Genomic DNA, 25,634 nt, shown 5'->3' with positions numbered 1-25,634 from the left:
TTAAACTCAAAACTTAGACAAAAAATCTTCGGTTTTCTATAAATTTGACCCACAATATTTTAAAACAAAACCAATAAATCAGAAAGTGAAAATCTTTGCTTTGTTTGGATGATTTTTAACTTATTTCATTCATAAAAAAAGACAGAACAAGCCACATACCGCTTGTGATTCAGTGAATTTAAGATGTTTTTTTGTTTTAAATATAGATTCTTAAGCCTATGTTGAGCTTTGCGATTTCCGACAAAAAAAATGCTTTTCCTTAAATAAAAACACGGAGAGTTGTGGAAAGTCAGCGAAAATCCAAAAGGCATTTAATTTTTAGAAAAAACGTAAAAGAATGAAAATAGCATTATTGACTCTTGGTACCCGTGGTGATGTACAACCTTATGCGGTTCTAGGCCAAGCATTAAAAAATCGTGGACATCAAGTAACACTTTCTACTGCAAAAAATTTCGAAAGCTTAGTTTTGTCTTATGGCATTGACTTTTTACCTGTGGAAGCGGACTTTCAGGCAATTTTAGACTCAGACGAAGGCAAAAAAATGATGAAAGGAAATCCATTTTCAATAAGGCGAAATCTACATACCTGGATTTATCCATTAATCACAAATTCATTGATTGAGTTCTATAAACTAGCAAAAGAGAGTGATTTAATACTTTATCACGTTAAAACATTGGCAGATAGTTTTGCAGACCAATTTCCAGAAAAAATGATTCGGGCATCGGTTTTGCCAATAGTTGAGCCAACAATCGAATTTGCAAACCCCGCATTTAGCGGTTTTCCCCTACCTAATTTTTTGAATAGAATTAGCTATACACTTTCAAATTTGAGCATCAAAATATTGTCAAAACCGATTGGGAAATTTAGAACCGAATTTAGATTACCAAAAAAGTTTAAAGTACCACAGGTAAAAAACATCTATGGTTTAAGTCCAAGTTTTTTGCCTATACCAAAAGATTTTTCGAGTCAATCCACATTTGACGGTTTTTGGTTTGGCAATTCCAATGACATGGTACCAAACGATGTATTAGAATTTATAAAGAGCGGCGATGCACCTCTTCTTTTGACATTTGGCAGTATGCCTTTCAAAAGTAAGTTTGATTTGCAAAATGCTATAATAAAACTTACAGAACAGCTCAATACAAGAATAATTGTAATTAAAGGATGGGGACTTGACCAAACGGAGAAGCTTGATCACAATCCCAAAATAAAAGTTATAAATGCCGCACCTTATGAAAAACTATTCCCTTTAACAAGAGCCATCATTCACCATGGTGGTATCGGCACAACAGCCGAGTGCTTGAGAGCAGGAAAACCATTTTTCATTTGCCCTATTCTTTATCCAGTTGGCGATCAGCAATTTTGGGGAGAACTCGGTTACAAACAAAAAATTGCTATAAAACCAGTTCCAATTAGTAAAATGACAGAAAAAACATTTATGAGTAGTATTTTGGAATTATTGACAAACAAAGAATTGTATAAAAATGCGGTCGAAATGAAAACATTAATTGACAAGGAAAAAGGAATAGATGAAACCATAGATAAAATAGAAAAATTAAAGAGCTGATTATTTTACTTTAGTCGAGGTTAAGTGACGCTTTAGTCTCGGCAATACAGGTTCAGTCCCAACCTGTGGTAGTTTTCGGTTATCAAGCGTTTTGATTTTTCAAAAAACAAATTACTGTTAAAGTATGCCAACCTTGCTTTTATGTAAACTTGTGGTCACGTTTTCCCTTCAAGCAGAAAAGTAAAGCCCAATTTTTCAACCTTTTGGATAATCCATTTTTTGGATAAATTCTCGGCATTCAAGACTTACAAACCGTGAATATTTCATTGCTAGTTGTATCCTTCTTACGATAAACCTCTCGGGTTTTCTATTTGGTTTTTAATTGCTAAATTGGTTGTTTAAAAACTCTAAGTGTCAAACAATAAACCAAAATACCTCACCTCATAAAACACATTCCTTAGATGAACTATCAGACCTATACACCACATAAAAATCTAGCATCTATTGTCAAATTCTATTGGACTTTGGAGGTGCCTTTTGACCCAAAAAATCAAAAGCAAAAAATAGTACCTGACGGGTGTATTGAAATGACATTTAACCTTGGCGACAAAATCAAAAGATATACGTCTGAAACCGAGTTTATTTTTAATCCCGATGCGATGGTAATGGGTCAGCGGACCAAATCATACGACATTGAGCCAATTGGAGATGTCAACACTATTGCGATCTGCTTCTATCCGCATGGGTTTGCAAACTTCGTAAACTTACCGCTCGAAAACTTGGTTGACCAAGAGACGCCTATCCAAGATTTGTTCAATGAAATACAGGCAAACGAGTTGGAGCAGAACATTATACACGCAGCCAACACAAATGAACGAATCGAGATTATTGAAACCTTTCTTTTGAATAGACTCAAGGAAGAAACTACAATAGAAAATATCGTAAAAACTACGGTTGATACGCTTCTAAACACAAAAGGAAGCACGCCAATTAATGTTATTTTGAAAGACAATTTATCTAAAAGAAGACAACTTGGAAGGCATTTTAAAAAGCAAATCGGAATAAGCCCAAAGCAGTTGAGCAAGGTAATACGCTTACATGTCACTTTACAAATGTTAGTCAGCCAAAAAACGAAACATTGACGGACATTGCCTACGAAAATGAATATTTTGATCAAAATCACTTCATAAAAGACTTCAAAGAATTTGTGGGTATCAGGCCAAAAGATTTTTTGGGTAATGAAAACATGGCTCTTTCTACACTTTTCTACAAATAGATTTTGGCTTGTCGCATTTATACTATTTTGACCCAAATGAACTGCCTACTTTTATCAAAAAATAAATAACAATTAAAATGGTAATAAAAAAAATAGCCCTCGCTTCTGCAGTTTTGGGAGTTTGCTTTGCCTCGTGCACACACCCTGATTCAAACAAAGTAAATTCAGAAGCAACAACAAGTGATTCATTAACAATTACAAAAGAAAAAAATATGAACAGCTACATTTCAATGTTCGAAATTCCTGCCACAGATATTTCACGAGCCGTAGATTTTTATCAAGCCATATTGGACATCAAAATTGAAAAAATGGATGTTGAAGGCATGGAAATGGGCATATTGCCTTATGAGGGTCAAATGGTTACAGGCGTAATCATTAAAGCAGACGGCTACAAACCTTCGGCAGACGGCGTAACGATATATCTAAACGGTGGCGACAACCTTCAAGTTATACTTGACAAGGTGACAGAGCATGGCGGTAAAATTATTGCCCCTAAAACAGCACATGCAGACGGCAGTGGCTTTTTTGCGATTTTCATAGACTCGGAAGGAAATAAGATGGCCCTAAATTCACCAAACTAAAAGATTGGGCTGGAAAACTCGGAGGCCTGAATAATCTTATCATTCAGGCTTTCCGTTTTCTTAAGTATTCCATTATAACCTATCCATAACAAAAACCTTAAAAGTTAAATCAATACCAATGCATTTTGAAATATCCAAAAACTTGAGCAATAACAAAATTTCAAAGTATGGCAGACTCAAAGAACAAAAAACCTAACCATAGGTTTTACCAAAAAGTAGACGAACGTCTCAGTAAAAAAAACATCCCAAAACCACCAATAAAAAACATAAACCCCAGTAAAATACTACTTATTTGAGCGTCTTTTGCTATTTTTGAGAATCCACCGAAAACTCAATAGCCATTTTACCCAATCTCGATAAAAACTGAACTATAAAACACTAAGCATAAAAATGAACTGTACTAACTGCGGCACCGAAGTAAATTCAAAATATTGTCCAGACTGCGGACAAGCCAAAAGCCTGAAAGGAATTGACGGACATTACATCGTCCATGAAATTGAACACATTCTGCATTTTGAACGTGGCATCTTATATACCATCCGCGAGCTCTCTATCAATCCGGGGCAAAACATCCGAAAATACCTCTCAGAAAATAGAACTCGGCTGGTAAAGCCAATCATTTTTATCATCATTACTTCTCTTATTTACACGCTCCTAACGCACTTTTTCCATGTGGATGACGGCTACGTGAAATTTCAAGGCACCGAAAGCGAAAACCAAAGTGCAATCGGTTCCACAGTAAAATGGGTACAAGACCACTACGGCTACGCAAATATTTTTATGGGCGTATGTATAGCGTTGTGGTTAAAAGTGTTTTTCAAAAAATCGAGCTACAACTTCTACGAAATTCTGATTATGCTGTGTTTTGTGATGGGAATGGGTATGTTGATTTTCTCAGTTTTTGTGAAACTAGAGGGCTTGACTCACTTTAGCATTATGACAGCTGCGGGTGTCATCGGCATAGCGTATTGTGTATGGGCCATTGGGCAGTTTTATGAGAACAAAAAAGCTAGTAGTTACCTTAAAGCACTCGCTGCCTATATATTAGGCATGATTACTTTCTGGGTTATTCCAATTCTTTCGGGGACAATCATAGACCTATTAAACAAGCATTGATAAGCATGGAGCATTTTTTTTAAGAGCTTTTTGTATTAATAGTAAAATAGCGTTTCTACTAATTACTATGATGCCAATAGCAAAGTAGGATTATATGAGGCAGATTATTAAATATATGTTCTATCCAAAACGCTTAACCTGGTCTTTTATAGCTCTAAAGCAGCTGTTATAATCTTAAACGCAATAGCGTACAAACTACAACTTGCTTGATTTTCAAACAAAATGCGATGCATATCAAAAATATACACCGCATTTTTTTATTGGGTATTTATTAGTGAATCAGCCCATCAAATGGCTAATACGGCAGCTTGCCCATACTGAAAATGGATGGCATTGTGTCTTGGGTCTTCTTTATACAAATACAACTCTTCGGGGCATTTCTCAAACAACATAATAATGTCTGAGCCGCCAAACTGAAACTTGCCAAACTCCTGCCCTTTTACCACCTCCTTGCCTTGCAGACCGGGATTCATCAGCACACCAGATACTTGGCACATTCCTATCGGAAGTATCGCCACCTTGCCTAATTCTTTGGTATCCATAACCACCAAACCTCGTGATTGCTTAAATTCATAGCCATTTCCGCCGCCGTCAGGGGCATCAAACTGGTCGTCGCTAATATCAACTTGTAAGTATACATTTCCGGAAATAGCCCTACTTTCTAGCACCAATCCCGAAACCGGAGTGTGGAAACGGTGGTAGTCAAATGGCCCCAAAAAGTAATGCACATAAGTTCCTCCATTAAAGGCATCGGCATACGGGCTGTCGTCTAAAAGCTGCTTGACCGTACCGATAGTGTGGGTGTGTTTTAAAGTCACTTTGGCTTTCTCTCCCGTTACTTCGGTAACATTCCCATTTTTATCAATCGGATACGTCGCCTTAAACGTACAATCTGCTGGGGCTACTATGGTTTTATTATTTGTAGGATCGGTTATGGGTCGCAATGGGCTAATGCCAGTGCCAGGAGCTGCTCCATTAAATTGGCGATAAAACAACGCATTGAAAGTGGTCCAGCTCGCTTCATTGTCGGCGTATAGGTCCCAGTTGTACATCGGATTGGTTTTAAACGATGCTTTTGATGCAGGGGTTAGTGAATCCGTGGTGCTACAAAAGTCTCCCCAACTGTCCGAAAACTCCACCAACCATGCTGCAAATTCCGGAAAACTCTGCATGGTAACTTCCTCGCCCGGCTCCTTTTGATCTACCAACCAAAAAAACTGACACAGCAAGTCATACACCTTTTGGTTTACCCCATTTGCGGTCAGGCTGCTTTTCCAGGCGTCGGGATAGTTTCCAGAGAGTTCTTCATTAGGAACTAACTTTAAATATAACTCCAAATATTCATAATAATCTGTTAGTGTAGTGGGCCAAGCTTTGCCTTCAAACACTTCATTTAAACCCTTGTATAGTTGGTCATTAAGTGCTGTAGCGTTTTTTGCGGCAATAACTAAAGAAGAAAGAAGAGCACCTTTCAAATTCAAATTTTGGTCGAGAAGAATTTTTAGCTTTTGTACAACTGGACTTTGAGTTTTTGTAATAGCATGTATATGTTCCATCCTTAATAATTTACATTATTTCCTACTCTATTTTAAATAGGCTTTTCAGATTTCGCCTTTAAAACAAATTTCTGATAAAACCCTGATAATTAAGTGAGTGTAAATACCTGTTTATAAAACCGCGTATTTTTACATCTTTCACAAAAAAAATAAAAATTACATGAAAAATGCATGCTTAGTTAATGCATTTAAACAATATAAACACACCAACCTTTAGGAAGTATAGGAGAATAATAGCTAAACATAAAAAAACTCTCTGCAGATTGGTAAAATGGCTTTCCACCCAATAAAACAATTGAAAAAGCTATATCAAAACTAACGATTAAACACTTAAAATGTGTGTTTCGTATTCGGCGACTGCAACTTCATTTACCTACAAAAAAAAGAGTCACAGACTAAGCCACACCAAAAAACAGGCATTAAATAAATTATTTTACCGAGCAACGAATTAAAATAAAAGGTCGTATTAAAAATAAACAGGTCTTCTTTAAAAGGAAATTCTTTCATACTAAACTAAAAAAAATGAACAAATTAAAAAAAGTTATTATCCCGGCAAGTTTTATTGCTTTAAGTATTGCCTTGTATTCATGCAGCAAGTCATCTACTGAAGATACCACAGTTACACCAAGTACAGGAACTGCTACAACAGGGGTTTCTATCACAAGCGTTGTAAAATCAAAATACATGAGTGCTGTCACCATTTCAACAAGTGATAACAGCATCACTTTAAAATCTAACGGTACTCCCGACCATGTATCTCCTTATTGGGGAACAGGTGCTGCTCTATACGAAACACCTTATACAGGCCAAAACCTAAATCCGGGTAAGATTGCCACTCAAAATTATTCGATGACTTTACCAACAAACCCTACTGAAGCTAGTACCAAAGAAGCCACCGTTTTGGGGCCAATAGGTATGGCATTAAACGGAGTACCGATTTACAACGATAGAGAAGGAGGAAACGTACCCGTAGATTCAGGCGTACTTTCGGCATTCGACAGGGCCGGTGCACACCCAGGACCGAGCAACACCTACCACTACCATTGCACAGGTGATTTTACGGGTAACGACAACGCCAACCTCATCGGCTTTTTAAGAGATGGATTCCCTATTTATGCACGAAAAGATGCCGACGGAACCTATCCTTCTAATTTGGATGCCAACGGTGGTCATGTAGGCACCACAGCCGATTTCTCAACCCCAATCTATCATTATCATGCAAGTAATACAGCGTATTTGGGCAGCAGGTTTTATCTGTTAAAAACAGGCAGTTACTTTGGTACAAAAGGTACTTTTACAAACTGATTTTGCCTTTATGATTATCCTCGTTTCAGTTATTGGGAGTTTTGCCCTTTAAAACAGAATATTATTTTTCAAGATCATTGATTCAACTCAAGATCGTTACAAACGTTTTTTCTAAAGGAGAAAATATTGACATTCCGAAAAAGGGTTTATTATTAGCGTAATAAATCCTTTTTCTATTTTTAATAAATCAGAAAGGTTGATTAGAAACACAGCCTATTTTAATGGTACATCACATAGAATTACCTACATATTTCAAATAAACCCCTATTTAAGAAAACGGCTACTTCCATTTTACTCCAATTGTCTAATAGTTGGATTTTTTATCCCCACCAGAGGTATTTGTATTACGTAAGTATTAGCTACAATTTCGAGATTAACCAAATGTTCTTCATTAAAAAACAATTTGTTAGCTGAAAAGCTCGCCATTTGTGAAATCAACAAGCCTACAACTTTATCAAAACTTTAGATTAGCACTTGTCCATAAACTTTTGCAGTAGCTTTTAGCCCAAAAAGGCAAATACTTGTGTTTTTTTACCCAAATTGAAAATTAAAACGGGAAATTGCGACGATAACTCTTATCGAAACTAAACTTTAGCCTAAACATAGATTTAATAATTGACATGAAAATATACCTATTCATTATCGTCATAGTTGCCACTGCTTGCAGCACAAACAAACACATTTCATTTAAAACGATCGATACCGATTTTTCAAAAGGAAGATTGACCAACGAACAAACTGTTTCTATAAAAGACCTTGAAAAATTTCACGGACATTTGTGCGATGGATTGGTGGTGGGCACTTTGGCAATGAAACAAGCCTTAATAGCCCTATATCCCAATCAACCTATTGACAGAACCAATTTAAGGATTGTTAGTAAGCCTTCGCCTTGCTTAACAGACGTGGCGATTTACCTAACTGGCGGCCGTTACCAATTCAATACTTTTTATGTAGACACCGCTATAGAAGGGCTCTATATTGTACAAAGATTAGATAATAACCAAGCAGTTTCTGTTTCATTAAATAGTGGCATAAAACCAAGTGTAATTGACAGTTTAGGTAATTTGGCTACGCAAAAAAAGCTTTCGCCATGTGGCATTGACAGCTTGAGAGTATTAGAAGATACCTTCACTAACCAACTATATAATGCTGACCCAAATAAAATATTTACAGTTATAAAAGTTAAAGATTTCACTTGGCAACCGAGCACCAAAAACACCTTTACCAAAACAGATATACTCAACAAAGAACAGCCAAAATGCAATAAATAAATTAGGCTATTGTCCGCATAATACATACATAACTAATACTGTTAAACGGTTAATTTTTATTTTTAAAGAAAACATAGCTTAAACCTACCATTGAAGCCATTTTTTAATCCCCCCCCCCCTTTCATTAACTGGGTCGCCTGCCAGCGGGGCCTCCATTTTTCCGGTAGGCCGGACCCTTCAAAAAAAACGGAGCAAAAAAAACTGCACGGCAGCGGCCAACCGTCCTGCAAACTCGCACAATTAAAATTCTTATTGTCAATGTTCTAATAAAAATTTACTTCCCAAAAGAATTTTAACAGTGCTCAAACAGTGCAGGGCGATGTAAAGATTTATTTCCTATTTTTTTACCCGTTTGACAGTACATAACTAATAACAGAAACAGAAAAACACCCAAAGCTGGTTTAGGAAAATTAGCGAAACTAAGACCTTGAAAACTTTCAAGTCTGCCACTTTATTGGCAAATTGGAGTAAGAACTTCACTTAGGAAACTTATGAAAATGAAAAAACGAAATATCTTCCGAATAATATGGTTTAGCCTAGTTACCGTGTTTTTTATTTGGCAATGGTCCACGTACCAATCACGGAATGTGCCTGCAGACACATTTACAAACGATAACCAAATATCGGTAAAGCAGACAAGTGATGAAATCACCTTTATGGCTAAAAACTCTCCGAATAAAAATGAAATTCAATATTAACATAGCACACAGCATGTAAAAACACCTATTACCATATATAGAAGTCAGTCAAAAGTTCACCACCCCAGTTTTGATCCCCAAAATAGGTATTTTTGATACTTACCAAAACACAATTCCTGTAGCTTCTCCCCCACTTTCCCCTCAAAAAGTTTAAGCTCAAAAAATAAAGGAAAAGTATTAGTCTATAAATTTGGTAGATTAAGTAGAGTATATATATATTTGTATTCTAATTTAAACCAAAGAATTTTATCAGAACTAAAAACGTCCTCCTCCTACCCTTGTTTTGGCTGCTGTATGTTGGAGCAAAAGCACAGTCAAAACAGGTAAGCCACCAAAGCCTGTTTTGGCTTCGGTATTACAACCAACTCAGCATAAACAAAACCCTAACTTGGCACAACGAACTCGAAGACAGACGATTCTTTGAGCATAACATACAGCATCACCTTATTGTGCATTCGCGGATGCATTACAAACTCAGCCCCAACACCGACGTGGCCGTGGGCCTGACCTATTCGAGGCAGAGTCCGCAAAGCCCTGCCTCACCCCTTAGCTTGGTGGTGCCCGAAATAAGGCCCGTACAAGAAATAAACCACCGAAACCCCCTAAACAAAAGGCTTACACTCCAACACCGATTTAGAATAGACGAGCGGTTTATTCACCGAAACAGCGGCAACAAATTGCTTGCCGGCCACGACTTTAATTTTAGGTTTAGATATCGACTGCAAGCTACCTATAAACTTAGCCCCGAAACCTCCAAAAATCCCACCGCCCTAAAACTCAGCGACGAACTCATGGTAAATGCGGGCAAAAAAATATTGTACAATCAGTTTGACCAAAACCGCCTCTATGTGGGCATAGAACAAAGCCTCACAAACAAACTCGCCCTCGAACTCGGGTACCTGCATTGGTATCAGCAGCGGGCGTCTGGCTACCAGTTTTTTGAGCGAGACATTATCAGATTTACCGTTAATCATAAAATAAACCTATAAAAAAAATGAGCACAGAACATTTAGAGCGTATCGAAACCCTTGAGGGGCAGTCCAAGTTTAAGAAAAGCCTCTGGTACCTCATACCCATGACCATCCTGATAGCCCTGCTGCTGTCTATCCTGTTTAACTACCAAGACAAATTTAACCTCACCAAAATCGTGAACGGATTCAATTCCGACTTCGTGATATTTCTTTTGATCGGCATTTTCGCTCAGTTGGTGGACGGCACCCTCGGCATGGGCTACGGAGCCACTTCCACCTCGTTTTTACTGTCATTTGGCGTCAGTCCGGTGGTCAGCAGCATGAGCGTACACGTGGCCGAAATATTCACCACCGGTGCCTCGGCCATATCGCACTATAAGTTTAAAAACATCAACGAAAAACTCGTACTGCAGCTTATTATACCCGGCGTGCTGGGCAGTGTAACCGGAGCCTACCTGCTGGCAGACGTGATAGACGGCAACGCCATAAAACCCTACATAGCGGCCTACATGATGATACTGGCCATCGTGATTATATTGAAAGGATTACGCAAGAAAATAGTAAAAAAAGAAACCAAAAAAATAGGTGTATTGGCCGTATTTGGCGGCTTTATGGACGCAGTGGGCGGCGGCGGTTGGGGACCCATCGTGACCTCTACCCTGATGGGCCGCGGCGGCGACCCGCGATATACCATTGGCTCGGTAAACACAGCCGAATTTGCAATTTCGTTTGCGAGTGGCATCACCTTTATACTTTTTGATGGCATCAGCGGCTGGCGAGTGATAGCCGGTTTGGTGATAGGAGGCGTAATAGCCGCACCCCTAGGAGCATACCTGGTAAACAAAATCCCAAGAAAACCCATCACCGTATTGGTAGGCCTACTCCTCATATTTTTAAGCATGCGAACCCTCGTTAAGTTCTTTTGATATAGGGGGAAACCATAGTTTTTTTACCGATAAATCAATAAGTGGGTGGGTTGGGGAGTTTGTTGGGATTTTGGTGTAGATTTGGAGGGTGGATGTTGGTTCGGTTTATAAAAAACACTCCTGATTCTCAAAAAGTCGAGAAAAAAATCTAAAATAATGGTTATTGAATTTTTAATATTGAATATGTAGACTTTAAAATTTCCTGTAAAAATAATTCGATTTCTAAGAATTTATGGTGAGAAATTATTAAAATTTTAAAAAAACACACAATAAAAATGAAGATTGAAAATAAATTAGCATTAACAAATGCTCTTCGAAACGTAACAAATAAGCAAAGGATATGCTTATTTGAAGATTGTGAAAAACAAGCAATAAATTCTCATATATTACAAAAAAATGGAATTTTAAGAGAAATGAGTATAAAAAATCATTTGATTCAGTTGGAAAGAACAAATGGTTTTGAGATAGAGGAAAAAGGAATTCAAAAATTTACCAAAGTTGGAATAAATAAAGCATTCGCATTTCTAGGGTTTTGTCCATTTCATGATGTAGAAGTCTTTAAACACATTGAAAATGGAGTGAAGTTGAATCTATTTGAACCCAAGACTCAGGCACTTTTTTGCTATAGAGGTTTATGTCAAGAAATACGTCGTAAAGAAGAAGTTTTAGATCACATAAATGAACTTGCCGACTTTGGAAATCCACAAACTCATGAAATAAAAAGATTATTATATGACGGGACGAAAGAAGGGATACAAAATTTAAATTATTACAAAAAAAAATTCGAAGATGCTTTCAGGAGTGAAAACTACAGCGAATTTACATTTCTTACTCAACCAATTGAAAGAATAGATATTTGCTTTTCTGTTCCGCTAAATATTGACAAGTTACCTAAAAGAGAGAACGGAGAAACTTTTGAAGCATGGAAAAGTAAACAGCCTAACCCTTTCAAAACATCTTTTTTAAGCCTTTTTCCTTATAAATCAAAGTCATTTTTTATAGCTGGGTTTCTTAATGAATTCCAATGTGATTGGACAATAAATAAAATAAACAAAATTGGGAAAATTAAAAATAAACAAGTACTCAAAGAAATTAGCGATTTCATTATACTTCGATTGGAGTTTTGGGCAATGTCACCAAAATTATATAATACTATTCCAAAAAGTATTCTCAGTAAATACAGGCAAACATTTGAAGAAAATGCTTTTGAACATGACCCTAAATTACGGACAAAGATAAATTTATTTAAAAACTATACTAAAATTTAAGTAGCACACGCTGGCTTTGGAATATTTATTAATAACCCAAAAAATTAAACATTCTATTTATTTTTCTATATAAGCTATAGTGTCATGAAGTCTTCAAACCGAAAAAAGGTAAACAATACATTTTCAAAAATCGAACCGTAGTTTATTAAAATAGCTATTCAAGTTTACCACAAACTATAGAAATATTTAAGCACAAAAAAAAATCTTAATAAATGGGTGTTTCAAGAACAATAAAAATTAGAATTCTCACAGATAATACTAGCCAATCAAATTTAATTAAAAGCTTTACTGAAAACTTTTGGAACTTAAAAAGTAAAACCGGTACTGTTACCTCCATTTCTGAAGATGATATTGACAAATTTGAATATCATGATTTTCCAGACACCAAAGTAGTCTATGAAATTCTGGATAAAAGAGAAAAGGCAAAAAAAGTAAACGCCCTTATAATTTGGGACACTAATTACTCTGAAAATATTCAACTCTTAATTTACTCATTAGAAAATAAATATAATGCATTTGGTAAACATTATGAATTGCATTTTAGTCCAGGAATCGGCAAACGGATATTATTAGCTGACAGATACACCGACTTTAGCTTTTATTTGAATCAGCTAATACCCAAGTTAGAAGCAATCAACTGTCGTATTTGTGAGGTAGAATGTCGTGATTTTGAATTTTAAGATATAAATATTTTAAAATAGGAAATAGCTCTGCTAGTATAATTTGCAAAGTTGTTCAGCTAATTAAAAGCATAATTCACTACTCAGTGCGTTAATTAATATACAAAGTCTAATTAAAATATAATTAACATTAACTAAGCCTATATCCATCAATCCCCCAACCCAATAACAACATTCTCCCCTTATATTTGACTATCAAAAACTAATCAGGATGCGTAAGGTACTTTTTGGGGTAGATGTTTTTTGTGAATTACGAAATCCTATGCGGAATACCCGTATGGCTTTGGTGACCAATGACGTGGCCACGGATGCTTTCGGTGTGAAATCGCGGGTGGCTTTGCTTAAGTCTGGTTTTAATATTGTGAAGCTTTTTTCGCCTGAGCATGGCTTGTCGGCCAGTGCCGCAGATGGTGCTTGGGTGCCAAACGCCACAGACGCCTTGACGAATTTGCCGGTGGTGAGCCTATATGCCGACAAACTGAAACCCAGCAAAGAAGACCTGCAAGATATAGACAACGTAGTGTTTGACATTCCCGATGTGGGGTGTAGGTTTTACACCTATTTATGGACCATGACCCACATAATGGAAGCTTGTGCCGAACAAAATAAAACCTTGATCGTGTTAGATAGGCCCAATCCGCTGGGCGGCGATTTGGAGAAGGCAGAAGGGCCATTATTGGCGAATGCTTGTGCATCATTTATGGGTAGATGGAGCGTTCCTGTCAGACACAGCTGCACCTTGGGCGAGTTGGCCAAGTACTTTGGCAGCACCTACACTCCCACCCTCGAGCTACACGTAGTAAAAGCACAAAACTGGAATAGAAATGAGTTCCCAGACGGCACAAACTGGAATTTCGTGCCTACATCGCCTGCTATCAAAGACTTAGAAACGGCGTTTTTTTATCCCGGCTTAGGTTTATTGGAGGGCATAAATATAAACGAAGGAAGAGGCACAAATCGTGATTTCAAGGTTTTGGGTGCTCCATGGATTCATGCTCCTTCATTAAAAGAGCAGCTAGACAAACACAATATACAGGGCATTGAAATTTCTACCACCGAGTACATACCAAAATGGGGATTATATGCCGGCGAAACCTGCTTTGGCCTGCAATTGGGCATTAGCGACAAGCACACATTTTGTCCCGTCTCATTTGGTATTCAGCTGATACAAGAATTAATTCTAAACTATCCCCAAACCTGCAATGAAAGGCTCTACCAAACAAATGCAAACCCCAGCGGAGCAGGGCATTTAGACAAACTATTGGGCATCCAAAATTCGTTTGAAACCCTAAAGGCTGGCGTGGAAATTCAAACCAACCTAAAGCCTAAGCAATGGCAAGATGAGATAGAGCCTTATCTGTTGTATTGATTTAGGAAAAAGTACTAAGAATAAAAAAAACAAACTATTAAAATCAGAGAGTTCAACTATAAAGTTAAATTATCAATAAAATTAATCACAAAATAAACTTTATAATTGGAAAACACAAAAACACTCTATACTTTTGCAATGAACTAAATTTACAAATGGCGTCTAAACAAGAAGTTGAAAAATACCTAAAGGAACTAAAACTGAAAATTGAAATTTTCGGCATACTGTTCCTAGACGACCGTGGCAAAAATCAACAAACGCTCCACGATTTAGAAATTTCGCCTGCCAAGCGAAAAGAAATTATAAGTTCGTTAAAAATCGAAGAATATTCACAAGGCCCTTTGGAGGAAAAAATGCGAGGCATATTGCCTATGTGGGTATTTGGGAAACAAGTAAAAAATAAAGAAGTATACATCAAAGTAAGTATGGGACTAGAAAACAATGGAGCTATTTGTATCTCCTTTCATATTGCCGAACATGCTATGAATTATCCATTTAAAAAACAAACATCATGAAAAGTCCATTTACAGGTAAAGAAATGAGCATTGTAAAAGCGTATAGAACCATGAGTTTTCGCAAAGACGAATTCAAGGTGTTATTCCATGCATACAAATGTGAAGATACAGGCGAGCAGTTTGAGGATGAGGCATTTGCCCAATTGAACTACAATCAATTAGTAAATAAATACAGGGTAAAATACAGCATCCCCTTTCCTGAACAAATTATTGCAATTCGAGAAAAATATAACCTTTCAGCAACAAAAATGTCTGAGATATTAGGTTTTGGCACTAACGGATACCGACAATATGAAAGTGGTGAAGTTCCCAACCAATCAAACGCCAAATTAATTCAATTGGCCGAAGACCCACGTGAGTTTAAGAAACTGCTTAATTACTGTACCACGCTCGACGAGAAAATCATTGAAAAAACATATAAGACTATTGAAAATTTATTGGAAGATGAAAAGAAACACAAATTTGAAAAGCAATTAGAAAATTACTTTTTTGGAACATGCCTTCCCAATAATTTAACTGGTTTTAAAACTCCTAATTTTAAGAAATTTTCGGAGATGATCGTGTTTTTTACTGAAAAACTAGAACCGTGGAAATCCAAAATGAACAAACTATTATTCTATGCTGATTTTATGATGCACAGACAATCCGGGTTTTCAATGAGTGGTGTTCAGTATCGAGCAATCCCTATGGGTCCTGTACCCAATAACTTCAATAGCATTTTTGAATATTTGGCCAATAAAAACGAATTAGATATTAACTATATCAATTTTAGCGATGGCGGCACAGGGGAACAATTTAAGCCAAATCCTAACAAAATATTTGACAGGAAATTGTTTACTGAAATTGAATTGCAAATATTAGAGTCAGTAGCAGAAAGATTTAAAACCACATCGACCAATGAAATAATCGAAATCAGTCATAGAGAAAAAGCCTGGCTTGATAATATTCCAGAAAGAAAGCTGATTGATTATTCTTATAGTTTCGAATTAAACTGAAAAACAATATAGGGTTTTCAAAGCTAAGACAACAACTCTAAGTGAGATATATTATATTAATATTTAGGTTTTTATGAAAAAAATACCTACTCCTAATTCTATATTTCAGGCGAGTAAAACTAACTAAAGGTTCCAATCCGTGTGATACAGTTGATGTAAATGACCTATTCAAAAACCATTAGAGAGACCTTTACCTATATTTACTAAAATTTACACTTTTTTTACACTTTTTATCCCAATCACTGGATACTTATAGGGTAATATTGCTACAGAAAAATTTAAACGAGATAAAACTATGTTGCCAATTAAGCCGATAAAAAAGATCATTGCTGGACTAATTCTCCTGCTGCTTGTAGTAAGCGGACTGGTTTATGCCAAACGCGAACTTAAAAATGAGTCTCCGAAAAATCCAAGCCCGAAGCCACTTACTGAAGCTGAAAAGTATGAGGCCCGAAGAAAATGGGATTTTTCTGCTGATGGAATTATGTTCAATAACTGGGCGGCGTCGCCAGCTGGTAAAAAAATACAAGCCAGTGCCGATAAATTAAGCAATTCTGTTAAAAACAATACCAAAATGGAGGCCGTGATACGCTCACTTACACTTCCAGAAGGGGCAAGACTAGGCTTTGGGATGATGGTAAAGATTGATAATGAAGATTATATTCTGAGTTTTGGTGCGGGAGCTTCTAAAGAATTTGAACAACTACGAAGCCTAAAAGTAAACGACAAAATAAGTATCAGAAGCCATGCCATATCTAAAGCCCCCAAGTATGCATACCCCATAGTAACGGGCAACTATGTTGAGCTAAACGGCAAAGTGATTTATAAACGTGCCCCACGCACAGACGGCTGCTAAAACAGGAAAGATTTACGGATAAATGATAAAAAAACTAACAGCGTCCGACCAAAATATACTTTGAAAACAAATCGGCCCCGAATAGTAATTCAATCTACTTTTTTTGTTTTGAGTATAAATGCCCCCCTATTTACTTTGTGTCGGCTGCCGCCTGGGCCTTCATTTTTTTTCAAAAAAAAATGAAGCAAAAAAAATAGCATCCAGCAAACTCACGCACTCAAAATTCTTTTAATCAGTAGTTTATATTGAGACTATTTTCGAAAAAGAATTTCGATTGCGTTCAAACAGTGCTGGCTGATATAATGACCCATATTTGTTTATTTTTATTCAGACGCCAATAATAAAAAACCAATTTAAGTAGTATTTACAGCCATTGGCCAAAAGCTAATGGCTTGCTTTTTTCCATTCTTATTAAAAACCACATTCACAGCACTAAACTTTTTATTTTTCACAAAAACAATAAGTTAAATTTCAAAGACAAAAATCAAATGTTCGGCTATTGCGGCGGATATTCAAAAACACGTACCTTCGTGTTCTTTTAAAAAACCATTTCTTCTTACTTTAAAAAAGAATAACCATAAAGTAAACCAAACTGAAAAATCCTCAACAATGACTAAAATATTTTTAGGTTTAGTAATTTCCATAACCCTACTAAGTTCTTGTGCCACTTCCAAAAAACAATTTGGTGAAATACTTATCGAAAACACGGCAGACAGCACCTTAACGAAGCAGGAAATATCAAAAATCAGAAGCTTAAATCCCGATATTTTTGACGCGGGCAAATTTACGGGTAGGGAACAGCTTGAGATAAAATACCGCTTATTTAAACCGAAACAATCAAATAAAAAATACCCTTTGGTTGTCGTGTATCACGGTTCGGGGCGGCCTATTGGCACTGACAATGCATCCCACTTGGGAATACTGCAGAAGCTGTTTGCAAGTCCTGAAATTCAAAGTAAGTATCCGGCGTACGTTTTAGCCCCGCAGTTTTCAACCCGTTCGTCAGACTATGTCATGGACTCTACAGTTAGAAATGTGCTTTACTCTGTTCATAGACCTTGTCTTAATTCAGTTTTTCAACTAATTGACTCCCTAAAATCTAATTTGAATATCGACAAACGAAGAATTTATGTAGTGGGCTATTCGATGGGCGGCTCTACGGTGATTAACTCCCTGTCAACAAGACCCGATTTATTTGCAGCAGGCATTAGCATTTCGGGCATTCCACAGTTTAACAAATTGTCTGAACTTTCCGAAATTCCGATTTGGTTAATACACGGCATGGACGATACCGAGAACCCCATCGATAGCGACGAACAATTTTATAAAGAAATGCACAAAAAAGTCCTGTTTTGGAAATTAAAGGGCACCACGCATAATAATGTTTTTTCAAGCACGATTTTGGGCGAAACCATGCCAAAGTGGCTATTTAAACAGCGAAAGAAGTAACGGTTTTCGATTATGTTTTCAGTTAAATAGAAAATGACTTCCTGAATAAATTATCGCGTTGAATTATTAATCCTTTAATTCGTAAAACTGTAGATAAGAAAATTGAAATTCGCATACACTTCCATACTTTTGTGGCAAATTAACAAACTATGAAAAAATTTCTAAAAGTAATCAAATACACGTTCATTTCGCTGCTTAGCATGGTCTTCGCTTTTTTCCTTTATTTTTTTATCAGCAACAGATTATTTTTAGAATCCGAAAAAGAAGATAATATTGCCTATTTGAAAAACAATAACGCACGTATAGACGAGACATTGGATGAAAGCTTTTTTAATGCTGATTTTTATCAATCCAAGGTTTTTCTTTTGGGAGAAGTTCACGGTTTTGCGGACAATCAAAAATTAGACAAAGAATTGCTTTTTTTCTTAAATAGGAAACTAGGTGTCAAGTATTATATCGCCGAAATGGACAGCGGCACGGCCAAAAAACTAAACGAATTCTTAAATAGTAGTCAGAAAGAAAAAGCTAAACTAAAAGAGGTGGTGTTGGCGATAGGCAACAGAATACCGCAGCAGTCGAGCCAAGAACTGTTTGACAAATGGAATGATATTTATGACTATAACAAAACCCTCAACGATTCATTAAAAATCACGGTGATCGGCCTAGACAAAAACTTTGATGATGAATCTTCATTGCCAAGAGACTCCGCTATGTTTATTAACTTCGAACAAATAGTGAAGCAAAAAAAACTAGAGAACGAAAAGTTCTATGGACTCTTCGGGTATTTCCATACCCTACAAACTAAAATAGAAAACGGCAAAGAGACATTTGCCTCAAACTTAAAAAAAGCGGGAATTAAAACCAGCAGTTTGGTTTCTTACACCCTCGACAGCGACATGTATCTACCCAAAAATCCGCAGTTTCCTACACCAGAAGATGAAAAAGTAGATTGGTATAACGCGGATGGTCCGCTGCAGGTGGTAAAGGGCATAAATGACTTAAAAGCATTAAGTAAACCAAACACCCTAACGCTTTTTAAATTAAACTCGCCTAATTCTCCCTACTATAAATCGCAAAATCTAATTCAGGTAAAATCGAGAGTTTTTGGAGAAAACATGGTACCAGTAAATGGCACCAATACCTGCGATTATTTTCAGTATGTGTTTTTGTTAAGAAACTCAAAAGCCCTCACAAAGCTCAAATGATTAATAGAAATAAACAAAAGTAGAAGTGATGGCAATAAATTATAACTTCAGATTTAAAGCTGTAGGGAATCAACTATTCCAATAAATTTAAATCTAATAAAACCACCACTTTTTAAAAAAAAATACAAACCCAAACTGTTGCACTAACGGGATACCAAGTAAGTCAAAAACAATAATCCATGGAAATACATTTAATATCTAAACTTACATGCCCAAACTGCGGCTATAAAAAAGTAGAAGAAATGCCAACAAATGCTTGTCAGTTTTTTTATGAATGTGAAAACTGCAAGTCTATTTTAAAACCGATAAAAGGCGATTGCTGCGTGTATTGCTCCTACGGAACGGTACCTTGCCCCCCAATTCAAGAAAACAAACCGTGTTGTGGCTAATTAATAGTAAACAAAAAAGCCACTACCATTAAAAAATAAGTGACCCACAACCATAAAACAATCCCAATAAAACAGTCTATTTTCTTCCATCTTAAAGCAATACGTTACTTTTTTTGATAAAAAAAAGGACAAAAAATAACCGTTAAAAAAAATATACAAACCACTTGATTATTTAAAAGAAACATTTGTATATATTTAGATTACTAATAGAAAACAACAAACCCACAGCCGGCTTATTTACTCAAAACAAGCGACTTACACGTTGATTTTTTATTAGATAGTAGTTTCCCTATTAATTCTAAATTACTGTTTGGCCATGATAAAAAAATATCTAGTACTGCTTGGCTTGACCATTTCAATAGTCCTTTTTTCTGTCGCGATTAAACTCTACCCGGGTGGCACCTGGCAAGACCCAAACACCGTCGGTTTTTCATGGACTTCAAATTTCATTAGTAATTTATTTCAAGAAAAAGCACTAAACGGACAAGTCAACATTTCAAGAAACTGGGCAGACCCAGCAATGATGTTTTTATCCGCAAGTTTAGCTTTATTTTTCTTTAATTTTTCAAAAAAAATATCAAAAAAAAGTGATTCCAACGTAATCAAATATTTGGGAATTGGGGGTATGTTTTTTTCAATTTTCATTTGCTCACCTATGCATAACCTCGTGATTACTATTGTGGGCGTCATGTTTATAATCAGCCTGTTTTTTATTACCATAACCATCATCCGTTCTAGGCTCAAATCATTTAAAATACTGTGCGTAAGTTGCATAATTATATTTTATTTTACCTTATATCTATTTGGGTCTCGCGATTATGAACTACTTGCTATTTTCCAAAAAATCACTCTTGCAAGCATGTTGATTATGATATGTATGTTAGAATATTTCACAAAAAAAGAGGATTTCGAGTCAAGAAGTAATAATAATCAAAATTCAAATCGAAATAAATCAAACATTCATTACTATAATTAACACTTGTTTTCAAAAAAAGAAATCGCTAAAATTCAAATACGCTTTATTTAAAAATAAACAACACCAAAAACACCCACTTCACATTCTAAAATAGATTGGGAATATTGTACGCAAAGGTACTTTTGCCTAATTTTAGGCATTCATTACTCCGATATAAACCCAGGAAACCTAGCCATAGTATTTCTATCTTACCATGAAAAAAGCAATTCTTTCATTAGCTCTTTTGCTAATATTTTTCAGCTCTTACGCCCAACTTAAAAATCCAAAAGCAATAGACGAAATATTTGCAGAGTGGAATCACAAAGACACGCCTGGGGGTGCAGTGGGCATAGTAAAAGGCGGTAAACTCATCTACTCCAAAGGTTATGGCAGCGGCGATTTAGAGCACGATATTCCGATTACGCCAAGTTCTGTTTTTTACATTGGTTCGGTCTCAAAACAGTTTGTTACGTTTTGTATTTTGCTGTTAGAAGAACAAGGAAAACTTAGCCTAGACGACAAAATTCAGAAATACTTTCCCGACTTCCCTGAATATGAATCACCACTCACAATCCGACATTTTGTGCACCATACGAGCGGCATCCGCGATTTTATAACTTTACTAAAGCTAAAAGGCATAAACTACCTCGACGATATTCAGGTAGATGATGTGTACGAATTAATCAAAAGTCAAAAAGAGCTTAACTTCGCTCCTGGCGAAAAATACCTGTATAGCAATTCTTGTTATTTTATGTTGGCTTTAATCGTGGAAAAAGCCTCGGGCCAAACTATCCGGGCATTTGCCAAAGAACAGATTTTTGACCCTTTGGGTATGAAAAACACACTGTTTTACGATGATAACGCCGGACTCTTAAAAAACAAAGTATTTAGTTACCAAAAATCAGAAAACGAATCAGGCTTCGACAACCTCATCATGCGATATGATTTGGTGGGTTCGGGCGGAATATATTCAACCATAGAAGACCTATTTCTGTGGGACCAAAACTTTTACCACAACAAGCTGGGGAAAGGCGGACAAGCGATTATTAAAAAAATGCATGAGAACGGAAAACTAAACAGCGGCGAAGTGCTTAACTATGCCTTTGCGATAAATAATGGAACTTACCGAGGAGTAAAAACCGTGGCCCACAGCGGTTCTTTGGCTGGTTATCGCTCACAATTGGTGCGTTTCCCTGAGCAAAAAGTTTCGGTAATAATTCTGTCAAACAGAGAAGACGGCAACCCAACTAAGCTGTCTTACCAAGTAGCGGATGTGGTTTTAAAGGATAGCTTTACTGAAGTAGAAACTGTTAAGAAAATGGAAGAAAAACCGTTAACTACCGAGACCAACAAACTTGAGATATCGGTAAGCAACCTAGGTGAATTTGAAGGGAAATATTTTTGTCCTGAATTGGAAACCGAATATAAGATTTTCTCAGAAAATGGCATTTTGAAAGTAAAAATACCACACAAAACAGCCGAAACTCTCAAGCAAACTAATATTGACATATTTGAAGCGGAGTTATTTGGAATTAGCTTTAAACGAAAAAATGGCAAAATAACGGGTTTTGATGCAAATGCAGGAAGAGTAAAAAACCTAAAATTTGATAAAATCAATCCATAATAAACAGCACCTGAGTTTGGCTACAAAGTCAATGAATTTGGCTACAATTGCCAAAAACCAACTGCGTAGATTTGTGCTATTAAAATGAAACAAAAATATGAATAAGACTAAAATCGCATTGATAACCGGCGGAAGCCGAGGATTGGGAAGGGACATGGCCCTCAACATTGCCAAAAAAGGCATTGACGTCATTTTCACGTACCATACCAATAAAACTGCAGCAGTCGAAGTAGTCAATGAAATCACAAATTTGGGACAAAAAGCCAAAGCATTTCAGTTAGATAGCAGCAATACCGCCAAGTTTGATTCTTTTTTTAAGGAGATAAATACTTACTTGCTAGACACCTACGGTGCGTCTAAGTTTGACTTTTTGATTAACAATGCGGGCACAGGCATATACATTCCGTTTTTGGAAACCACGGAGGCTCAATTTGACGAAATGACGAACATCCACTTCAAAGGCGTCTATTTTTTAACCCAAAAAGCAATACCGTTTCTAAATGACGGAGGAAGAATAATCAATATTTCTTCAGGCCTCACGAGATTTTCATTGCCAAACTCATCCGCTTACGCAGCAGCAAAAGGAGCCGTGGAAGTTTTTACAAAATACTTAGCTAAAGAACTTTCAGCCCGAAAAATATCGGCAAATACAGTAGCACCAGGTGCAATAGGAACCGATTTTGGCGGTGGCGAAAACCTGCATAACCAACAAAAAAGAGCGGCGGTTTCTAATTTTACAGCCCTCGGTCGTGTAGGAGAACCAGATGACATAGGTGGCGTAGTGGCGTTTTTATGTACCGAAGATTCAAAATGGATAAATGGCCAACGAATTGAGGTTTCGGGTGGTATAATGCTCTAAAAACAAAAGCGATGCAAAACAACATCCGGAAAATAGAAACCATAGCGGAGATGCACAAAATAAGAGGATTAGGCAGTCCACTCCACCCATTGGTGAGTTTAATTGACTATAGCCAAACCTCAGTTTTGCCTGCACACTTGGGTGAGCATTGGAACTTTAGTTTTTACTCGATTGGCCTAAAAAGAAACGTGGGAACGCTCCGTTATGGACAAAAAGATTACGATTTTGACAATGGCCTGATGTCGTTTATTTCTCCCGGACAAATCCTAAGCATAGAACCCAATTCAAGAGCCAATCTGACACCTTCGGGTTGGCTTTTGCTTATTCATCCCGATTTTTTGTGGAATACAACCTTGGCCCGGTCCATTAAAAAATATCCGTTTTTCGGCTATGCCATCAGCGAGGCTCTTTTTATGTCTGAAAAAGAAGAAAAAATCATTGAAGGCATTTTGCTAAACATTAAACTCGAAATAGAAAACAACCTCGACAATTTCAGTCAAAACATCATTGTGTCGCAAATAGAACTTTTGCTTAACTACGCAGACCGCTTTTATCAGCGGCAATTTATTACCCGAAAAAAAAACAACAGCGAAGTTTTAGAATTGGTGGAAGAGCTACTAAACGCCTATTTTGAATCAGAAAAAATAACGACAGAAGGCTTGCCCACTGTGGCATTCATTGCCGAAGAAATGAACCTCTCCCCCAACTATTTGAGCAGTTTACTAAAGAACCTGACTGGCCTAAACGCCCAGCAGATTATCCACCAAAAACTAATAGAAAAAGCCAAAGAAACCTTATCTACCACCAAGCTCAGCGTCAGCGAAGTAGCATTTCAACTTGGCTTTGAGCATTCTCAGTCATTTAGTAAATTATTCAAATCCAAAACAAACCAATCTCCTTTGGAATTTAGGCGTTCGTTTAATTGAAGATTTTCAGCATAAAACACTGAAAACAACCTTCATTTTTTAGAATTCCCCACTATTCCCTTTTCTGTGTTAGTGTTTCCGCACTTTGTGTTCTTTTTTGTGAAAAATATAACTGAATTTTGTACATTGAATAAAGAACTAAAAGTATGTCAGACCAAATATTATCCATTAAGTCAATCAGCCAATTGCATAGCATGTTGGGGTTTCCGAAGCCCAAACATCCGCTCATTTCGCTCATTGATGCCTCTGAAATAAAACTTACGGAAGCCGATATAAAAGACAAATTTGTCTATGATTTTTATATGATTTCCAGCAAAGACAAAAGTTGTGGAGTAGAATATGGTCGAAATACATTTGATTTCGACGAAGGTGTTTTGGTGTTTTCGGCACCCGGACAAGTGTATGTGCCTACAAAACCTGTAGAATTGGGAGACATCAAGGGTTGGATGTTGTTTTTTCATCCTGATTTGATCAGAAACACCAATTTGGGAAAAGAAATAGACGACTATTCGTTTTTTAATTACGAAGTTTTCGAGGCCTTACATTTGTCTGAAGAAGAAGAAAAGAAGGTTTTAGAAATTGTAAAAAATATTCAATCTGAATACGAACAACGCATAGACAATTTGAGTCAAAGGGTGATCGTTTCGAGCCTAGAGTTATTACTTAACTATAGCTTGCGGTTTTATGAGAGACAATTTAACACCAGAACCAGCCAAAGCAAAGACATAATAACGCAGTTTGAGAAAAACCTAAAAGCATATTTTGCCTCACAGCAACATTTAGAGTCTGGCTTGCCAAGCATTCAGTATTTTGCCGAAAACGCAAATTTATCTCAGCATTATTTTAGTGATTTGCTTAAAAAAGAAACGGGCAGAAGTCCCAAAGACCATATCAATGATTTTGTGATTGAAAAAGCCAAAAATCTACTCCGAAGTTCAGAGCAATCTGTGAGCGAAATAGCGTACAACCTGGGTTTCAACTATCCGCATTATTTCACCCGATTATTTAAAACCAAAACCGGAAAAACACCTTTGGAGTATAGGAACTTAAATTAATAATGATTTAGAAAGCATAAAGCTTTTTTCAGTTTTTCCGTAAACTTTCTAATATGATATCCTCATTTATCTATAAAAAACTAAAACCTAACACCCAAATAACAAGCCATTTAGTACAAAACACAGGAGCAACCAATTGGGAATCATGATTATTAATAGAAAAATCATTAACAATTCACAATTCACCATTAAACATTAATCATTCAAAAATTCACCATTAACCATTCACAATTACAAAGTTCCATTTAACAAACAACCGCATTTTGTGTTTACACTTCAGCA

The 25,634-nt window shown here is 36.5% G+C and carries 25 protein-coding genes; 23 read left to right on the top strand and 2 right to left on the bottom strand.

What is annotated here, in order from left to right:
* Positions 1 to 337: 337 nt before the first annotated feature.
* The 5 genes from ACFOOI_RS01535 to ACFOOI_RS01515 all read left to right on the top strand — a co-directional run bounded on the left by ACFOOI_RS01535 (position 338) and on the right by ACFOOI_RS01515 (position 4,480).
* Positions 338 to 1,567 (top strand): glycosyltransferase, encoded by a 1,230-nt coding sequence (locus ACFOOI_RS01535; protein WP_379834214.1) that lies wholly within the window; start codon positions 338 to 340, stop codon positions 1,565 to 1,567.
* 401 nt (positions 1,568 to 1,968) lie between these two features.
* Positions 1,969 to 2,649: a DUF6597 domain-containing transcriptional factor gene (locus ACFOOI_RS01530; RefSeq protein WP_379834212.1), complete on the top strand. Its 681-nt coding sequence runs from the start codon at positions 1,969 to 1,971 to the stop codon at positions 2,647 to 2,649.
* Complete coding sequence (locus tag ACFOOI_RS01525) at positions 2,646 to 2,783, top strand: hypothetical protein (RefSeq protein ID WP_379834209.1); 138 nt, start codon at positions 2,646 to 2,648, stop codon at positions 2,781 to 2,783. Before ACFOOI_RS01530 ends, ACFOOI_RS01525 begins: the two co-directional genes overlap by 4 nt.
* A 77-nt stretch (positions 2,784 to 2,860) precedes the next feature.
* Positions 2,861 to 3,364, top strand: a complete 504-nt coding sequence (locus tag ACFOOI_RS01520) for a VOC family protein (protein WP_379834207.1) — start codon at positions 2,861 to 2,863, stop codon at positions 3,362 to 3,364.
* A 390-nt stretch (positions 3,365 to 3,754) separates the two neighbouring features.
* Entirely contained in the window at positions 3,755 to 4,480 is a 726-nt protein-coding gene (locus tag ACFOOI_RS01515; RefSeq protein ID WP_379834205.1) for a DUF3667 domain-containing protein, read from the top strand.
* 287 nt (positions 4,481 to 4,767) lie between these two features.
* Here the strand turns inward: ACFOOI_RS01515 and ACFOOI_RS01510 are convergent, their stop codons facing one another.
* Positions 4,768 to 6,036, bottom strand: a complete 1,269-nt coding sequence (locus ACFOOI_RS01510) for a phosphatidylserine decarboxylase (RefSeq protein ID WP_379834202.1) — start codon at positions 6,034 to 6,036, stop codon at positions 4,768 to 4,770.
* Between the two features lie 522 nt (positions 6,037 to 6,558).
* Here ACFOOI_RS01510 and ACFOOI_RS01505 point away from each other — a divergent pair.
* The 14 genes from ACFOOI_RS01505 to ACFOOI_RS01440 all read left to right on the top strand — a co-directional run bounded on the left by ACFOOI_RS01505 (position 6,559) and on the right by ACFOOI_RS01440 (position 19,933).
* Entirely contained in the window at positions 6,559 to 7,341 is a 783-nt protein-coding gene (locus tag ACFOOI_RS01505; RefSeq protein ID WP_379834200.1) for a YHYH protein, read from the top strand.
* A gap of 620 nt (positions 7,342 to 7,961) precedes the next feature.
* The gene (locus ACFOOI_RS01500; RefSeq protein WP_379834198.1) at positions 7,962 to 8,612 is read left to right on the top strand and encodes a formylmethanofuran dehydrogenase subunit E family protein; all 651 of its coding nucleotides are present in this window, start codon (positions 7,962 to 7,964) and stop codon (positions 8,610 to 8,612) included.
* Between the two features lie 497 nt (positions 8,613 to 9,109).
* Positions 9,110 to 9,310: a hypothetical protein gene (locus tag ACFOOI_RS01495; protein ID WP_379834196.1), complete on the top strand. Its 201-nt coding sequence runs from the start codon at positions 9,110 to 9,112 to the stop codon at positions 9,308 to 9,310.
* Between the two features lie 278 nt (positions 9,311 to 9,588).
* Positions 9,589 to 10,299, top strand: coding sequence for a DUF2490 domain-containing protein (locus ACFOOI_RS01490; protein WP_379834193.1), 711 nt, complete (start codon positions 9,589 to 9,591; stop codon positions 10,297 to 10,299).
* Positions 10,300 to 10,304: 5 nt separating this feature from the next.
* Positions 10,305 to 11,207: a sulfite exporter TauE/SafE family protein gene (locus tag ACFOOI_RS01485; protein WP_379834191.1), complete on the top strand. Its 903-nt coding sequence runs from the start codon at positions 10,305 to 10,307 to the stop codon at positions 11,205 to 11,207.
* A gap of 275 nt (positions 11,208 to 11,482) precedes the next feature.
* Entirely contained in the window at positions 11,483 to 12,475 is a 993-nt protein-coding gene (locus ACFOOI_RS01480; protein ID WP_379834189.1) for a hypothetical protein, read from the top strand.
* 212 nt (positions 12,476 to 12,687) lie between these two features.
* On the top strand, positions 12,688 to 13,155 hold the full coding sequence (locus tag ACFOOI_RS01475) for a hypothetical protein (RefSeq protein WP_379834186.1): 468 nt from the start codon (positions 12,688 to 12,690) through the stop codon (positions 13,153 to 13,155).
* A gap of 211 nt (positions 13,156 to 13,366) precedes the next feature.
* Positions 13,367 to 14,524 (top strand): exo-beta-N-acetylmuramidase NamZ family protein, encoded by a 1,158-nt coding sequence (locus tag ACFOOI_RS01470; RefSeq protein ID WP_379834184.1) that lies wholly within the window; start codon positions 13,367 to 13,369, stop codon positions 14,522 to 14,524.
* 155 nt (positions 14,525 to 14,679) lie between these two features.
* Complete coding sequence (locus tag ACFOOI_RS01465) at positions 14,680 to 15,039, top strand: hypothetical protein (RefSeq protein ID WP_379834182.1); 360 nt, start codon at positions 14,680 to 14,682, stop codon at positions 15,037 to 15,039.
* Positions 15,036 to 16,034, top strand: coding sequence for a type II toxin-antitoxin system antitoxin SocA domain-containing protein (locus tag ACFOOI_RS01460; RefSeq protein ID WP_379834180.1), 999 nt, complete (start codon positions 15,036 to 15,038; stop codon positions 16,032 to 16,034). Before ACFOOI_RS01465 ends, ACFOOI_RS01460 begins: the two co-directional genes overlap by 4 nt.
* A gap of 295 nt (positions 16,035 to 16,329) precedes the next feature.
* Positions 16,330 to 16,890 carry a hypothetical protein gene (locus ACFOOI_RS01455; RefSeq protein WP_379834178.1) on the top strand — a complete coding sequence of 187 codons (561 nt, stop codon included), beginning with the start codon at positions 16,330 to 16,332 and terminating at the stop codon, positions 16,888 to 16,890.
* A 609-nt stretch (positions 16,891 to 17,499) separates the two neighbouring features.
* Entirely contained in the window at positions 17,500 to 18,339 is an 840-nt protein-coding gene (locus tag ACFOOI_RS01450; protein WP_379834176.1) for a carboxylesterase family protein, read from the top strand.
* A gap of 149 nt (positions 18,340 to 18,488) precedes the next feature.
* Positions 18,489 to 19,544: a hypothetical protein gene (locus ACFOOI_RS01445; protein ID WP_379834173.1), complete on the top strand. Its 1,056-nt coding sequence runs from the start codon at positions 18,489 to 18,491 to the stop codon at positions 19,542 to 19,544.
* Positions 19,545 to 19,723: 179 nt separating this feature from the next.
* A complete protein-coding gene (locus ACFOOI_RS01440; protein ID WP_379834170.1) occupies positions 19,724 to 19,933 on the top strand; it encodes a GDCCVxC domain-containing (seleno)protein in 210 nt (69 codons plus the stop codon).
* A 462-nt stretch (positions 19,934 to 20,395) separates the two neighbouring features.
* Here the strand turns inward: ACFOOI_RS01440 and ACFOOI_RS01435 are convergent, their stop codons facing one another.
* On the bottom strand, positions 20,396 to 20,707 hold the full coding sequence (locus ACFOOI_RS01435; protein ID WP_379834168.1) for a hypothetical protein: 312 nt from the start codon (positions 20,705 to 20,707) through the stop codon (positions 20,396 to 20,398).
* A gap of 395 nt (positions 20,708 to 21,102) precedes the next feature.
* Here ACFOOI_RS01435 and ACFOOI_RS01430 point away from each other — a divergent pair, with 395 nt between their 5' ends.
* From ACFOOI_RS01430 to ACFOOI_RS01415, 4 genes are all read left to right on the top strand, one after another.
* Positions 21,103 to 22,512: a serine hydrolase domain-containing protein gene (locus tag ACFOOI_RS01430; RefSeq protein ID WP_379834165.1), complete on the top strand. Its 1,410-nt coding sequence runs from the start codon at positions 21,103 to 21,105 to the stop codon at positions 22,510 to 22,512.
* A 97-nt stretch (positions 22,513 to 22,609) separates the two neighbouring features.
* On the top strand, positions 22,610 to 23,371 hold the full coding sequence (locus tag ACFOOI_RS01425; protein WP_379834163.1) for an SDR family oxidoreductase: 762 nt from the start codon (positions 22,610 to 22,612) through the stop codon (positions 23,369 to 23,371).
* 11 nt (positions 23,372 to 23,382) lie between these two features.
* Entirely contained in the window at positions 23,383 to 24,297 is a 915-nt protein-coding gene (locus tag ACFOOI_RS01420; RefSeq protein WP_379834160.1) for a helix-turn-helix domain-containing protein, read from the top strand.
* A gap of 146 nt (positions 24,298 to 24,443) precedes the next feature.
* A complete protein-coding gene (locus ACFOOI_RS01415) occupies positions 24,444 to 25,352 on the top strand; it encodes a helix-turn-helix domain-containing protein (RefSeq protein ID WP_379834157.1) in 909 nt (302 codons plus the stop codon).
* Positions 25,353 to 25,634 lie beyond the last annotated feature (282 nt).

This window comes from Lacihabitans lacunae (genome assembly GCF_042649125.1).
Taxonomy (GTDB): domain Bacteria; phylum Bacteroidota; class Bacteroidia; order Cytophagales; family Spirosomataceae; genus Leadbetterella; species Leadbetterella lacunae.
Note: the sequence above shows the minus strand (reverse complement) of the source record. Positions and strands in the feature narration are given on the sequence as shown.